The sequence below is a fragment of the Kribbella sp. WER1 genome (genome assembly GCF_054189145.1).
This window is the reverse complement of sequence record NZ_CM135186.1, coordinates 6,832,309-6,846,375: the sequence shown is the minus strand read 5'-3', so window position 1 is coordinate 6,846,375 and position 14,067 is coordinate 6,832,309. Positions and strand designations below refer to the sequence as shown.

At 70.2% G+C, this 14,067-nt stretch carries 16 protein-coding genes; 6 read left to right on the top strand and 10 right to left on the bottom strand.

Translation table 11 applies throughout. The features are described 5' to 3' along the window. The first annotated feature begins 41 nt into the window (after nt 1–41). Complete coding sequence (locus tag ACXJJ3_RS33595) at nt 42–704, top strand: polysaccharide deacetylase family protein (protein WP_458165899.1); 663 nt, start codon at nt 42–44, stop codon at nt 702–704. Nucleotides 705–820: 116 nt separating this feature from the next. Beyond that, nucleotides 821–1,561, top strand: a complete 741-nt coding sequence (locus tag ACXJJ3_RS33590) for a polysaccharide deacetylase family protein (protein WP_458165898.1) — start codon at nt 821–823, stop codon at nt 1,559–1,561. On the opposite strand, the gene ACXJJ3_RS33585 is transcribed toward ACXJJ3_RS33590, so the two are convergent. After that, a complete protein-coding gene (locus ACXJJ3_RS33585; RefSeq protein WP_458165897.1) occupies nt 1,558–2,358 on the bottom strand; it encodes an HAD-IIA family hydrolase in 801 nt (266 codons plus the stop codon). The genes ACXJJ3_RS33590 and ACXJJ3_RS33585 overlap by 4 nt on opposite strands. 35 nt (nt 2,359–2,393) lie before the next feature. Here ACXJJ3_RS33585 and ACXJJ3_RS33580 point away from each other — a divergent pair, with 35 nt between their 5' ends. Then, on the top strand, nt 2,394–3,602 hold the full coding sequence (locus ACXJJ3_RS33580; protein ID WP_458165896.1) for an MFS transporter: 1,209 nt from the start codon (nt 2,394–2,396) through the stop codon (nt 3,600–3,602). Here the strand turns inward: ACXJJ3_RS33580 and rpe are convergent. Next, nucleotides 3,567–4,232 (bottom strand): ribulose-phosphate 3-epimerase, encoded by a 666-nt coding sequence (gene rpe / locus ACXJJ3_RS33575; protein WP_458165895.1) that lies wholly within the window; start codon nt 4,230–4,232, stop codon nt 3,567–3,569. The genes ACXJJ3_RS33580 and rpe overlap by 36 nt on opposite strands. A gap of 121 nt (nt 4,233–4,353) precedes the next feature. Next, a complete protein-coding gene (locus tag ACXJJ3_RS33570; protein ID WP_458165894.1) occupies nt 4,354–5,202 on the bottom strand; it encodes an SDR family oxidoreductase in 849 nt (282 codons plus the stop codon). A 79-nt stretch (nt 5,203–5,281) separates the two neighbouring features. On the opposite strand from ACXJJ3_RS33570, the gene ACXJJ3_RS33565 reads away from it, so the two are divergent. Beyond that, nucleotides 5,282–5,992 carry a TetR/AcrR family transcriptional regulator gene (locus ACXJJ3_RS33565; protein WP_458165893.1) on the top strand — a complete coding sequence of 237 codons (711 nt, stop codon included), beginning with the start codon at nt 5,282–5,284 and terminating at the stop codon, nt 5,990–5,992. On the opposite strand, the gene ACXJJ3_RS33560 is transcribed toward ACXJJ3_RS33565, so the two are convergent. The 6 genes from ACXJJ3_RS33560 to ACXJJ3_RS33535 all read right to left on the bottom strand — a co-directional run bounded on the left by ACXJJ3_RS33560 (nt 5,944) and on the right by ACXJJ3_RS33535 (nt 11,569). Beyond that, complete coding sequence (locus ACXJJ3_RS33560) at nt 5,944–6,681, bottom strand: cobalt-precorrin-6A reductase (RefSeq protein ID WP_458165892.1); 738 nt, start codon at nt 6,679–6,681, stop codon at nt 5,944–5,946. The genes ACXJJ3_RS33565 and ACXJJ3_RS33560 overlap by 49 nt on opposite strands. After that, the gene (cobM, locus tag ACXJJ3_RS33555) at nt 6,678–7,418 is read right to left on the bottom strand and encodes a precorrin-4 C(11)-methyltransferase (protein ID WP_458165891.1); all 741 of its coding nucleotides are present in this window, start codon (nt 7,416–7,418) and stop codon (nt 6,678–6,680) included. Before cobM ends, ACXJJ3_RS33560 begins: the two co-directional genes overlap by 4 nt. Then, nucleotides 7,415–8,608 carry a precorrin-6y C5,15-methyltransferase (decarboxylating) subunit CbiE gene (cbiE, locus tag ACXJJ3_RS33550; RefSeq protein WP_458165890.1) on the bottom strand — a complete coding sequence of 398 codons (1,194 nt, stop codon included), beginning with the start codon at nt 8,606–8,608 and terminating at the stop codon, nt 7,415–7,417. The genes cobM and cbiE overlap by 4 nt, the downstream gene beginning before the upstream one ends. Beyond that, nucleotides 8,598–8,978 (bottom strand): TIGR03618 family F420-dependent PPOX class oxidoreductase, encoded by a 381-nt coding sequence (locus ACXJJ3_RS33545; RefSeq protein ID WP_458165889.1) that lies wholly within the window; start codon nt 8,976–8,978, stop codon nt 8,598–8,600. The genes cbiE and ACXJJ3_RS33545 overlap by 11 nt, the downstream gene beginning before the upstream one ends. 84 nt (nt 8,979–9,062) lie before the next feature. Next, nucleotides 9,063–10,661: an ABC transporter permease gene (locus ACXJJ3_RS33540; protein WP_458165888.1), complete on the bottom strand. Its 1,599-nt coding sequence runs from the start codon at nt 10,659–10,661 to the stop codon at nt 9,063–9,065. Beyond that, nucleotides 10,658–11,569, bottom strand: a complete 912-nt coding sequence (locus ACXJJ3_RS33535) for an ABC transporter ATP-binding protein (protein WP_458165887.1) — start codon at nt 11,567–11,569, stop codon at nt 10,658–10,660. Before ACXJJ3_RS33535 ends, ACXJJ3_RS33540 begins: the two co-directional genes overlap by 4 nt. Nucleotides 11,570–11,649: 80 nt before the next feature. On the opposite strand from ACXJJ3_RS33535, the gene ACXJJ3_RS33530 reads away from it, so the two are divergent. Further along, nucleotides 11,650–12,153: a GbsR/MarR family transcriptional regulator gene (locus tag ACXJJ3_RS33530; RefSeq protein ID WP_458165886.1), complete on the top strand. Its 504-nt coding sequence runs from the start codon at nt 11,650–11,652 to the stop codon at nt 12,151–12,153. Between the two features lie 213 nt (nt 12,154–12,366). Continuing rightward, nucleotides 12,367–13,314, top strand: coding sequence for a type IV toxin-antitoxin system AbiEi family antitoxin domain-containing protein (locus ACXJJ3_RS33525; protein WP_458165885.1), 948 nt, complete (start codon nt 12,367–12,369; stop codon nt 13,312–13,314). 101 nt (nt 13,315–13,415) lie between these two features. On the opposite strand, the gene ACXJJ3_RS33520 is transcribed toward ACXJJ3_RS33525, so the two are convergent. Then, nucleotides 13,416–14,060, bottom strand: coding sequence for an NBR1-Ig-like domain-containing protein (locus ACXJJ3_RS33520; RefSeq protein WP_458165884.1), 645 nt, complete (start codon nt 14,058–14,060; stop codon nt 13,416–13,418). Nucleotides 14,061–14,067: the final 7 nt, after the last annotated feature.

Sequence of the window (14,067 nt, the reverse complement as noted above, 5' to 3'; positions counted from 1 at the left end):
AAGCGCACGATGGAGGTCCGACGCTGCATCTGGGGGTAGCCATGCCTGTACGCCGGTTGTTGGTCGCAGTGCTCGCACTCTGCCTGCTCGTGGTCGGGCTGGCGCCCAGGGCGTCCGCGACCGGCACGAGCGAGGCCCGGGCGCGTAGGTACGTCTACCTGACGTTCGACGACGGACCGAGTACGTATACGCCGCAGGTGCTGAAGATTCTTCGCGCGTACGGCGCCCGGGCGACGTTCTTCGAGATCGGGCAGAACGTGCGGCGGTACCCGGCGTACACGCGGAACGTCTATCGACAGGGCAACAGCGTGCAGAACCACACCTGGTCACACCCGGATCTGCGGCGGGTCTCCTGGCCGGTGTTCAGGTCGCAGGTGCTGACGGCGGATCGGGTCATCCGGGCGCAGACCGGGTACACCCCGCGGTGTCTGCGGCCGCCGTACGGCGGGATGGACAAGCTGGAGGCGCGTCGCGCGGCGCTGCTCGGCAAGAAGATCCGGGTCTGGACGATCGACACCCGCGACTGGTCGCGCCCCGGATCGTCGGTGATCTTGCGCCGAGCACTCGCGAACGTGCACGACGGCTCGGTGATCCTGATGCACGACGGCGGCGGGAACCGCAGTCAGACGGTGGCTGCGCTCCCGACGATCCTGCGGACGCTGAAGGCCCGTGGCTTCGGCTTCACCACGATGTCCTGCACCTGACGCGTCCGGTATCCGTGAATTGTTGCGGCGGAAGCGGCGTGGCCGCTGGCTTTCGGCGGTGGTTCGCCGAGGGTTGGACGGGTGAGGAAGTAACCACCCACCGCCCTGGGGGGAAAATGAACGTTCGCTTGACGCGTGCGGGGAACAGGGCCGTCGGTCTGGCGGTGATGATGCTGGTGAGCGCGGTGATCGGGACGGTCGTGGTCGCGGCCGCGAAGTCGCCGGCCAAACCCGTCACGCCCGCACCGGCCGTCGCCGCGCCGGCCGCCGGCACGCCCAGCCCGACGCCGCTGCCGACCAAGTACGTGGTGCTGACCTTCGACGACGGTCCCGATGCCGAGTACACCCCGAAGGTGCTCGACGTGCTGGCGAAGTTCGACGCCAAGGCGACCTTCTTCGAGATCGGCCAGAGCGTCCGCAAGCATCCCGAGCTGACCAAGCGGATCCACGACGCCGGGCACAGCGTGCAGAACCACACCTGGGACCACAGCGACCTGCGCAAGCTGACCGCCGCGCGGTTCCAGCAGGAGGTCGCCGGGACGGACCAGGCGATCCGCGCCGCGATCGGCAGTACGCCGGCTTGCCTGCGGCCGCCGTACGGCGGTGTGAGCGCGACCGTCCGGCAACGGGCCCGGCAACTGCACAAGGACCTGGTCGTGTGGACGGTCGATTCCCGCGACTGGACCAAGCCCGGGACGACCGCGATCGTCCAGCGGGTCCTCAAGAACGTGCACAGCGGCTCGGTGATCCTGATGCACGACGGCGGCGGCAACCGCGCGCAGACGGTCGCCGCACTACCCGCGATCCTGAAGGCACTGAAGGCGCAGGGGTACGGCTTCCGCACCCTGACCTGCTAGGACAGCGCGCCCACCAGGGGTACGACGTCGGCGATCGAGGCGACGATCCGGGTCGGGCGGTACGGGAACCGCTCGACCTCGTGCTCGCCGGTCGACCCGGACAGCACCAGCACGCTCCGCAGCCCCGCCTCCAGGCCGCTGATGATGTCGGTGTCCATCCGGTCGCCGATCATCACGGTGTGTTCGGAGTGGCCCTCGATCCGGTTCAGGGCGCTGCGCATCATCAGCGGGTTCGGCTTGCCGACGAAGTACGGCGCGACGCCGGTCGCGCGGGTGATCAGCGCGGCCACCGACCCGGTCGCGGGCAGCGGGCCTTCCTGGGACGGGCCGGTCGGGTCCGGGTTGGTCGCGATGAACCGGGCGCCGTCGGCGATCAGCCGGATCGCCTTGGTGATCGCCTCGAACGAGTACGTCCGGGTCTCTCCGAGTACGACGTAGTCCGGGTCGCGCTCGGTCAGCACATACCCGACCTCGTGCAGCGCGGTCGTCAGCCCGGCCTCGCCGATCACGTACGCCGTCCCGCCGGGGCGCTGGTCGTCGAGGAACTGGGCGGTGGCGAGCGCACTGGTCCAGATCGACGTCTCCGGGATGTCGATGCCCGCGACCAGCAGCCGGGCGCGGAGGTCGCGCGGGGTGAAGATCGAGTTGTTGGTGAGGACCAGGAACTTCTTGCCGGACGCCTGCAGTGCGGCGATGAAGTCGCTGGCGCCGGGGATCGCGCGCTCCTCGTGCACGAGGACGCCGTCCATGTCGGTCAGCCAGGTATCCACCGGTTTGGGCTCGGTCACGCTGCTCATCGTAAATTGTCGGTGGCTTCCGGGAGCATCTCGACATGGGCTATCGAGACTTGTGGCGCGCCGGCGGGGTGGTTCCGTTGCTGGTGTCGTCGCTGTTCGCGCGGCTGCCGATGCTCGCGACCGCGGTGCCCATCGCCTTCCTCGCGAAGGACGCCAGCGGCTCGTTCCGCTGGGCCGGCGTGGTCGCGGGCGCGTATTCGGTCGGTACTGCGGCGGCCGGGCCGCTCTGGTCACGGACGGCGGACCGCCGCGGCGCCCGGGGCATCCTGCTCGCGACGGGCCTCGCGTGGAGTGTCGCGCTGGTCGCGATCGCCCTGCTGCCCGCGAGCCGGCACCAGTTCCTGCCGGTGCTCGCGGTGCTCGCCGGTGCGGTCGTGCCGCCGGTCAGCCAGACGCTGCGCGCCGCCTGGCCGCGAGTCGTCGACGGTCCCGCCTTGCGGACGGCGTACTCTGTGGACGCCACGGCGCAGGAGTTGCTGTTCATGGTCGGGCCGATGCTCGGGGCCACCGCGGTGAGCGTGGCCAGTCCACGGCTCGGCGTCCTGTCCGCGGCGGCGATGTCGGCGGTCTTCATCTGGTGGTACGCGCTCCGGCAACCCGAGCCGCTGCGGCGCGACCCGCGGACCGTCGTACCGCTGACCGCGCGGGAGTTGCTGTGGCACCGGCACCGGTTGCCGCTGATCCTCGCGTTCGGCCTGTGGATCATGTCGTTCAACGGGATCTCGCTGGCGATCGTCGCGTTCGCGGACGATCACGGGCAGCGGCTGATCGCCGGCATCTTCGAGGCATCCTGGGCGTTCGGCAGCCTGCTCGGCGGCGTCGTCGCGGGCGCCTTGCCCGGCCGCCGTACGTCGCACCTGTGGCGCCGGGCCGCGCTGGTCGCGGTCGGGATGCTGTTGTGCGTGTTCGCGACCGGGTCGCCGGTGTCGCTCGGGATCGCGCTCGCGTTGTCGGGGCTGACGCTGGCGCCGGCGATCGGCTCGCTGTACGGGCGGCTCGGGGCGTTGACGCCGGACGTCGCGAAGACCGAGGTGTTCGGGTGGATGAGCAGCGCGGCGACCGCCGGCGGGGCGATCGGCGCGGCTGTGGCCGGGGCGATCATCGACGGGTTGGGCGTGCGGTACGTGTGGCTGCTGGCCGCCGTCCTCGCGGTGCTCTCGACGGTGCTGCTGCTCCGTGTGCCGCCGGAGGTCGCGGAGGCGGAGCCGTTACCGGCCGCTGACCTGCTCGGCGAGACCGCGTAGTTCCTCGACCATCCCGTTCGGGTCGTCGGCGGCGTACACCGCCGAGCCGGCCACGAACACGTCGGCGCCGGCCTCGGCGCAGCGCTCGATCGTCTCCACCGAGATGCCACCGTCGATCTCGATCCACAGGTCCAGGCCGTGCTTGTCGAGCAGCTCGCGGGTCCGGCGGATCTTCGGCACGCACACGTCGAGGAACTTCTGACCGCCGAACCCGGGCTCGACGGTCATGATCAGGATCATGTCGAGCTCGGACAGCAGGTCCTCGTACGGCTCGATCGGGGTCGCGGGCTTCAGCGCCATCGCGGCCCGGGCACCCTTCGCGCGGATCTCCCGCGCGGTCCGGATCGGCGCCCGGCAGGCCTCGGCGTGGAACGTGACGCTGGACGCGCCGGCCTCGACGTACCCGGGTGCCCAGCGGTCCGGGTCCTCGATCATCAGGTGACAGTCGAGCGGCTTGTCGGTCGCCTTCGCCAGCGACTCGACCACCGGCATCCCGAGCGTCAGGTTCGGCACGAAGTGGTTGTCCATCACGTCCACGTGCAGCCAGTCCGCGTTCGACACGGCAACGGCCTCGTCGGCCAGCCGGGCGAAGTCGGCGGACAGGATGCTCGGCGCGATCTGAATCCCCATGGCGTCAATCTATCGAGCGCTCACCGCGCCCCCGGAAGGCGGTGGGCCCCGAAGGTGGCCGACCTCACCCGCCGAGCCCTCGCGGATCACCCGGCGCGACCCGCGGTGGTTACCTCGTGGGTCACACGGCGAGTTCGGCAGCCAGGAACTCGCGGATCGTGGTCGCCGGGCGGCCGAGGAGCTTCGGCAGTGCCGGATCGACGACCGCGAACTCACCACGCCGGGCGGCCTGGAAGATCCCGAGCGTCAGCTCGACCGCGAACTCCGGCATCCCGCGCCCGAGCGCCGTCTGCTTCCATTCCTCGTCCGGCACCGTCACGCGGGTGATCTTCCGCCCGGTGAGCTCCGACGCGATCGCGGCGACGTCGGCATAGTCGAGTGTCTCGGGCCCGGTCAAAGCCGGGGTGACTCCGCCGAGGCGCCCGGGATCGGTGATCGCCACGACCGCCGCGTCGGCCAGATCCCGGTGCGCGGTCCACGAGAAGGGGCCGTCCTCAGGCAGGACCAGCTCCCCGTTCTGCAGCGCCGAACGCAGCAGATACACCGGCGTACTCGCATAGAACCCGTTGCGCAGCGCGGTGAACGGTACGCCGGAACCCGCCAGGTCCTGCTCGGTCGCCGCATGCCCGCGGGTGGCGACGAACAACGAGTCGAGGTTCGCGGCCTGATGGCTGGTGTAGAGGATGCGCTCGGCGCCGGCCGCCTTCGCGGTGTCGATCGCGACGCGGTGCGGCGCCGGATCAGCCGGGCCCGACACGATCAGCACCTGGGTAGCACCTTCGAATGCGGTCGCCAGCGCGGCCGGATCGTCGAAGTCGGCTCGCCGTACCCGGATCCCCCGGGCAGCCAGGTCCGCGGCCTTCCCTGGATCCCGGACGCTGACGCCGAGCTCGGAAGGCGGTACCTGTTCGGCGAGGCGCTCGACGACGGCCCGCCCGAGCCGACCCGTACCTCCGGTGACGATGATCATGGAACACTCCTTGTTATCAGTGGAAACCCAATCAAGTTATCACTGGAAACACGCGCGGCCAAGCGTTACGGTTGCGTCCGTGGACGAGAGCACAGGCAGCCGCGACGAACTGCGGGCGCAGATCGTCGAGGTCGCCGCCGGCCTGCTCGCGTCCGGCGGCCGGGAGGCGGTGTCGACCCGGGCGGTCGCCGCGGCAGCGGGCACGCAGGCGCCGACGATCTACCGGTTGTTCGGCGACAAGGACGGGCTGCTGCAGGCGGTGCTCGAGTACGGCTTCGCGAAGTACCTCGCCGAGAAGCCGCCGCACGACCCGACGGCCGACCCGATCGCGGACCTGCGCGCCGGCTGGGACCTGCACGTCGGCTTCGGCCTGGCGAACCGGGAGCTGTTCCTGCTGATGTACGCCGACATGCAGCCGGGCAAGCGCCCCGCGGCGGCGGAGGCCGGGCTGGTGATCCTGCGGACACGCATCCGCAACCTGGCGGCCGCCGGCCGGTTGCGTGTGGCGGAGGAACTGGCGACGGAGATGATGCAGGCGGCCGGCTCAGGCGCCGTACTCACAGTGCTCGCCATGCCCGAGGAGAGTCGCGACGCACGGTTGGCGGACGCGATGTTCGATGCGGTCATCTCCGCGATCGCGACTGCCGGCACCGCAACGTCCGGTGGTGACGGCGCGACCGGCGCGGCCAATGCGCTGCGGGCTCATCTGCCGGAGCTGAAGACGCTGACAGACGGAGAGCGTCACGTGCTCGACGAATGGCTCTTTCGCATCACCCAGGCGACAGCCTGAGCGGGCGACGTCACGACGTCGAGGCCGGCGGGCAGCGGCGGCCTCCGGATGACGACCACCGGAATGCGTAGTTGGTGGGCGGCCCGGAGCTTCGGGGCGGTCGCGGGGCCGCCGCTGTTCTTGGTGACGAGTACGTCGATGCGGTGCCGCTCGAGGAGTCGCAGCTCGTCGGCCTCCGAGAACGGGCCGCGGGCCAGGAGGAGGTCGCACCAGGCCGGCCGCGGCGCGGGTGGGTCGACGCAACGCGCGAGCGTCCAGAGTCCGGTGGACGCGAAGGCGTCGAGGCCCTGCCGGCCGATCGTGAGGAAGACCCGGGAACCGATCCGGGGAAGCAGCTCCGCCGCGGCCGCGGGCGTATCGGCCCAGTGCCAGTCGTCCTCGGAGCCCCATCCCGGGCGGTCGAGGGCCACAAACGGGAGGTTGAGGTGAGTGGTCGCGGCCGCGGCGTTGGCGGTCATGTGGGCGGCGAACGGGTGCGTGGCGTCCACGACGACATCGACCGGATGCGTTCGCAACCAGGCGATCAGCCCGTCGACGCCGCCGAAACCGCCGACCCGGACCTCGCCCGCCGGTTGGCGGGCGCCGGTCGTCCGGCCGGCCAGCGACGAGATGACCTCGATGCCGTCGGCAACCAGCAGCCGCGCGAGTTCGCGGGCGTCGCCGGTGCCGCCGAGCAGCAGCACCCTCATCGGGACCGGTCGGCCGAGTACAGGTGGCTGTCCCGGAACGCCGTTGCCGACAGCACCTTTCCGGCGATGATCACGGCGGTACGCCGGACGCCGGCGGACTTCACCTGTTCCGCGATGTCGGCGAGCGTGCCGCGGAGGACCAGTTCGTCGTCCCGGGAGGCGCGGGCGACCACCGCGACCGGGCAGTCGGCGCCGTAGTTCGGGACGAGTTCGGCGACGACGCGGTCGATCTGCTGGACGGCGAGGTGCAGCACGATCGTCGCTCCCCCGGCGCCGAGGGCGGCCAGGTCCTCGCCGGGCGGCATCGCGCTGGCGCTGCCGCCGATGCGGGTCAGGATGACGGTCTGGCCGACCTCCGGGACGGTCAGCTCCCGGTGCAGCGTGGCGGCCGCGGCGGCGTACGCCGGCACTCCGGGCGTGACGTCGTACGGGATCTGCAAGGCGTCGAGGCGGCGCAGTTGTTCGGCCATCGCGCTGAAGACGGACGGGTCGCCGGAATGCAGGCGGGCGACGTCGTGGCCGGCCGTGTGCGCGGCGGTGAGTTCGGCGACGATCTCGTCGAGGGTGAGGTTCGCGGTGTCGACCTTGCGGGCGCCGGGCGGACAGTGGTCGAGGAGCTCGACGGGGACGAGCGCACCGGCGTACAGGCAGACCGGCGACGCCGCGATCAGGTCGCGCCCGCGGACGGTGATCAGGTCGGCGGCGCCCGGGCCCGCGCCGATGAAATGCACGGTCACTTGGTCACGCTCCAGATCGTGACGGGCATGGCGGGGCGCCAGCCGGTCATGGTGCCGATCGCGGATGCGCGGTGGACGTCCAGGCGGACGAGGTCGCCGCCGTACGCCTTGTACCACTGGACGATCAGCGCTTCGGTCTCGAGTGTGACGCCGTTCGCGACCAGGCGGCCGCCGGGGCGTAGCGCGTTCCAGCAGGCGTCGAACAGGCCGGGTGCGGTGGCGCCGCCGCCGATGAAGATCGCGTCGGGGGCTTCCAGGTCGTCGAGAGCCTTGGGAGCAGAGCCTTCGACGACGGTGACCGCGGCGCCGAGTGCGGTGGCGTTGCGTCCGAGGCGTTCGGCGCGGGCGGGGTCGCGTTCGATCGCGATGGCTCGGCAGGCCGGGTGATGGCGGGACCATTCGATCGCGATGCTGCCGGCGCCGCCGCCGATGTCCCAGAGGAGTTGCCCGGGGACGGGTGCGAGGCGCGAGAGGGAGACGGCGCGTACTTCGCGTTTGGTGAGCTGGCCGTCGTGCTCGTACGCGTCGTCCGGGAGGCCAGGTGCGGTGGAGAGTCCGGGAGCGTCCGCGGCGCAGTGGATGGCGATGACGTTGAGTGGGTCGACCTCGTGGGACCAGTCGGCGGCTGTTGAGGTGCGGATGCGTTCGGCTGGGCCGTCGAGCTGTTCCAGGACGGTGAAGCTGCTGCTGCCGTAGCCGCGAGCAGTCAGAAGCTGCGCGACCTCCGTTGGGGTCTGAGCGGTTCGGCTGAGGATCAGTAGGCGACGGTTTGGCTGCAGGTGCGGGTGCAGGCGGTCGACGGGGTTGGTTACGGTGCTGACGACCTGCACTTGGTCCTGCGGCCAGCCGAGACGTGCGCAGGCGAGGGAGACGCTGGACGGGTGCGGGATCACGCGTACGGCGTCGGCGCCGAGTAGACGGACCAGCGTCGTACCGATGCCGTGGAAGGTGGGGTCGCCGCTGGCCAGCACGCAGATCCGTCGCCCGCGGTACTCCGCCAGCAACCGAGGCAAACCCTCCGAGAGCGGTGAAGGCCACGCAACACGCTCGATGGACAGGTCAAGGAGGGCCAGTTGGCGGGAGCTGCCGAACAGAACGTCCGCTGTCGTCAACGCGTCTCGGGCCGCTGGCGAGAGACCTGACCAGCCGTCGGGGCCGATGCCGACGACGGTGAGCGGGTCAGCCGGCATTGCCAAGGGCCTTCGTGATCGTGATGTGCAGGACCACGCGGGCGGGGTTCGGGCGGGGCTGCTTGTAGCGCTTGGCGTAGCGGGCTTCGGCCTCCAGTACGTCGGCCGGGTCGTCGCTGACGACGGCACGGCCTTCCAGGGAGCTCCACCGGCGCCCGTCGACCTGCGTGACCGCGACGGACGCCTCCCCCAGCCGGCGGATCGTCCGCGCCTTGTACGACGTACCGGAGCAGATCACGCGCAGCAGCCCGGCCTCGGCATCCAGGGTGGCGCCTACCGGGGTCGCATGGACGGTCCCGTCGGCACGGACCGTGCTCAGCACGCACAGGTGCCGCTCGGTCCAGAAGCCGACCAGTTGCTCACTCAACACCCCGCGATCGTAGACAGGCCCGCCCGGAACGTCGCCGGGCGGGCCTGTGAGCGCTGGACCCCTCAGACCAGCGCCGCTCAGGAGTCAGCCGATGTCGCGGCGCCGGAACGTGGCGAATCCGGCAATCGTGAGCGCGGCGGCGATCCCGGTCAGCCACAGCACCGGTGTGACCGAGAAGCCACCGCCAGGCAGCCGCGGCGTGTGGCCGTACGGGCTGAGGTTGATCACCCACTGCGGCAGGTTGAAGATCTCACCGAACTGCCCGATCAGCAGGAAGATCCCGTACAGCCCCCAACCCGCGGTGACCAGCTTGGGCGCAACACCGAAGAGGATGACGACCAACGCAGTCACCAGCCAGATCGCAGGCAGCTGTACGGCGGCAGCCGCCAGCATCCGCGGCACCTGATGGCCCATGTTGCCAAGCGACGCCCCACTGGAGACCCCGGAGCCAAGACCCGCAACCAGGATCAGCGCACCGGTGCCGAGCAGTGCCATCAGCACATGGCTGCCCAACCACTGTGCACGCGTCACACCGGTTGCCAGCAACGGTTCTGCCCGGAGAGCGGTCTCCTCCGACCGCAGCCGCAGTGCGGCCTGGATACCGAAGGCCGATGCCAGCAGCCCCATCACGCCCATCTCGGTCGCCAAGAACGCGTCCGTGATGCCCTGGACGCCACCGAGCTTCTGCACCATCTCCTTGGCGCTCTCGCTGGTGACGAACCCGTCGACGTTGCTGGCGATGTTGCCGACCAGCAGCCCCAGCAGCAGGAACGCGAATCCCCAAGCAACCAGGGAGCCTCGGTGCAACCGCCACGCCAGCGCGAACGGCGACCGCAACGAAGCGGCGGCCCGCGGCGGACCCGGACGCGGCCGTACGAGCCCGGCGCCAAGATCGCGCCGCCGGATCAGTGCGGTCGCTGCGGCAACCATGACGGCCAGGAACGCCAGCGGTAGCAGCAGTACGGCCCACCGGTCACCGGCGTACGCACGGACCTGCTGTGACCAGCCGATGGGAGACAGCCACGACACCCAGCGCGTGCTGCCGTCCGACGAGGAGTCACCGATCGCCCGCAGTACATAGGACACACCCAGCACGACCGCGGTGAGCCCGTTGGCTGCTCTGGCACTCTCGGTGACCTGAGCTGTCACGGCCCCAACGCCGGCGAACGACAGGCCGGTTGCGGCCCACATCAGCCCGAACGCGAACGAGCCCGGCGTGTCCAGCCCGCTGCCGATCAGCGACAGTGCCGTCACCAGCCCGAGGACCACGACCGTGGCCGCGGACACGATCAGCGCGGCGGTCAAGGCGGCGTACCGTCCGAGGACCCCGGCGCTGAGCAGCTCCAGCCGGCCGGACTCCTCCTCGGTCCGGGTGTGCCGTACGACGAGCATTCCCGCGAGCAGGCCGACGAGCAGCGCGCCGAACGCGGTCAGCTTGAACAGCGAGACCTCCCCGAGCGAATGCTCGTCGAAGATCCGCCCGTACAGCGACACCAGCGCCGGTGACGCGTTGGACGTCGACGCCGCCTCGGCCAGCGCCTTCGGGTCGGAGTACAGGCTGATCGACGCCTTGGCGGAACCGGCCGCCGACATCACGAACACGATGATCCAGATCGGGATCAGCAACCGGTCGCGGCGCAGCGCGAGCCGCACCAGCGTCCCGGTACCGACGAAGTCGTTCATCGGACGGCCACCTCGGGTTCCGCGACGTCGTCCTCGTAGTGCCGCAGAAACAGCTCCTCGAGCGTCGGCGGCTGCGCCACCAGGCTCTTGATGCCGCTCGCGGACAGTTGCCGCATCACCGCCTCGAGCTGCGCGGTGTCGACCTCGCACCGCACCCGGTTGCCCTCGACATCGAGATCGTGGACGCCGGGGAGCTGCGCCAGGCCGTTCGGCGACTCCGCCAGCTCGGCGTGGATCGACGTCCGGGTCAGGTGCCGCAGCTCGGACAGCGTGCCGGTCTCGACCACCTTGCCGCGGCGGATGATGCTGACCCGGTCGCACAGCGCCTCGACCTCGGAGAGGATGTGGCTCGAGAGCAGCACCGTACGGTCACGCTGCCGCTCCTCCTCGATGCACTGCCGGAACACCTCTTCCATCAGCGGGTCGAGGCCGGAGGTCGGCTCGTCCAGGATCAGCAGCTCGACGTCGCTCGACAGCGCCGCGACCAGCGCGACCTTCTGCCGGTTGCCCTTGGAGTACGTCCGGCCCTTCTTGGTCGGGTCCAGGTCGAAACGGCGGAGCAGCTCGTCGCGCTTCTTCTCGTCCAGCCCGCCGCGGAGCCGGCCGAGCAGGTCGATCACCTCGCCGCCGGTCAGGTTCGGCCACAGGTTCACGTCGCCCGGGACGTACGCGAGCCGGCGGTGCAGCTTGGCCGCGTCGTGCCACGGGTCCCCGCCGAGCAACGAGACATCGCCGGCGTCGCCGCGCAGCAGTCCGAGCAGGACCCGGATGGTGGTGGACTTCCCGGCGCCGTTCGGCCCGAGGAACCCGTGCACCTCACCGGTCTTGACCTCGAGGTCGAGCCCGTCGAGGGCGTGCGTACTTCCGTACGACTTGTGCAGTCCAGAGACCACGATGGCTGATGTCATGTTTCACAAGGTACACTTCGTTCAGAAGTTTGTGAATCTTCCTAACAGCTTTCTGACAGGTCAGAGGGGATGATGGGGCGGTGAGTGCACATCGAGACGACGACGCCGTCAAGCGGTACACCGAGCAGTTCGGCAACCTGCTCGCGGACACAGGCTGGCCGCGAATGGCCGGCCGGACGTTCGCCGCGATCCTGTCCAGCGTGTCGGGCCGGATGACCGCCGCCGAACTCTCCGAACAACTGCAGGCCAGCCCCGCCGCCGTCTCCGGCGCCGTCAACTACCTGCTCCAGCTCCGGCTGGCCACCCGCGAACGCGAGCCCGGCAGCCGCCGCGACGTGTACGTCGTCCAGGACGACGCCTGGTACCAGACGATGATGACCGAAGACGCCTCCCTCGGCCGCTGGTCCGAATCACTCCGCAAGGTCCTCAACGCCTCCGGCGAAGGCACCGAGGCCCACCGCCGCATCCGCATCTCCCTCGGCTTCATCGACTTCATCAACGAAGAAGTCAAAGGCCTCAGCGAACGCTGGATCAAACGCAAAGCCGAACTCGACGCCGAACTCGACGCGCACTACAACACCTAACACCCACCCACCCCATCCCCCGCCAGCCCCCGCCCCGCCCCGCTTCCCCCGCCCCGGCCCGCCCAACGGGACTTTGAACAGTGTCTGGTGGGGCAGGACAGGCCATTTACTGTGCACCGCCACCAGTGCGGGTGCACCGCCCCAGGTTGTGGTTGTCCACAGCGGGGGAATCCGATGCTCCGCCGGCAGCGCGACAGCGGCACCTTGCCAGTCATGAACCCGAAGTTGACTGTACTGACCGACGCCCGGGGCGGCTGGTTCAGCCGGGCGGACGCGATGGAGTCCGGCTACACGGACAGCGAAATCCGGCGACGGCTGCGGACCAGGCAGTGGTCGCGGCTGTCCAGGGATGTGTACGTCGAACCGACCGCCGGCCGCGCAGATGAGCCGGCGTGGGAGCGAGCCGCTGCCCTGCATCTCCTGAAGACCCGGGCTGTCATCGCCCGGATGGGGCCCGGCGCGGTGGTGAGCCATCAATCCGCGGCCGTTCTGCACGGCCTGCCCACCTGGGGCCTCGACCTTTCCAAGATCCACGTGACCAAACCGCGTGGCCGAACGCGTACCGACACCATCGCTGAGGTGCACCGGTCACGGTTCGATCCCGGCGAGGTGACCGTCGTCGACGGGGTGCAGGTGGTGACGCCGGCGCGTGCCGTCGCCGAGACCGCCGGTGCCACGTCGTACGAGGTCGGGGTCGTCCTCGGGGACGCCGCACTGCACAACCGCCTGGCCACAAGGGAAGCGCTCGTGGCGACGGCGGATCGGCACTCCGGGTGGCAAGGATCGCCGGCCGCCCGGGCGGCCGCACGGTTCGCGAACGGGCTGAGCGAGTCGGTGGGTGAGTCGCGGCTCCGGGTGCTGATGGCGAACCACGGATTGCCGGAGCCCGAGTTGCAGGTCGAGATCCGCGACCGGCGCGGCCGGCTGATCGCTCGGGTCGACACGTTGCTCGGAGGTCTGACCATCGTCGAGTTCGACGGCGCGATGAAGTACGGCGACGCGCAGAGCCTCGTGGCGGAGAAATGGCGTGAGGACAACCTCCGCGCGCTGGGCTACCAGGTGGTGCGGGTCGGCTGGCCGGATCTGGACGACCCGTATGTGACGGCCGAACGCATCCGGCGTGTTTCGCATGCGGCTCGGCCGGACTTCCACCTCGCCTGACGGTCGGCAAACCGGGGCCGCGTCCGCGTGGCCGGGGCGTTGAACAGGCTATTTCCCCTCCAGCCTCACCAGTTCCTGTTCAACGGCACGGGTGGCGGGGGCTAGAGGTCGTAGACAGTGAGGATTGTGCAGTAGATGGGTGGGGACTCCAGGCCGGGGTAATAGAGGCGGCCGGCTTCGTCGGTGAGTTTGAAGTAGGCGGTGGAGGCGCCTACTTGGGGTGGGGCCTGGAGGGACATGGTGACTGTGACTATGTCGCCGGGGGTTGCGTCCGGGACCGGGGCTCGGGTTGGGGAGCGGAGGTGGCCGGGGGTGCCGGGGATGCCTTGGCGGGTGAGCCAGCGGTCGCACCAGGGGCGTTCGCCGCTGTTGCGGATCACCCAGGTCTTTTCGAAGGTCTCGTCGCGGCGTACCTGTGTTCCGTCGGGGACGGTCTCGCCGACCAGTTCCGCGCGGTCGTCAGGATGGTGGTCGGTCGGAACGGAGCCGCCGAGGAGTACCGGCTGGACGTGACGGCGGAGGTCCCGTTGGGACGTGTCACGGCCGGCGCGGACGGCGGCGTCGAGTTCGGTCAGCTGGTTCACGAGCGCCTGGTTCGCGCCGAACGAGTCGTCGTACCACTCGATCAGCTCGCGGCTCGGTTTGGTGTGGCCGCGTTCGACCCGGGAGAGGTGGCCCTTGTCCCAGCCCGACGCGGCGGCGGCGCGGGTCAGCGGCATTCCGGCGGCCTCGCGCAGCTCACGCATGCGCGCT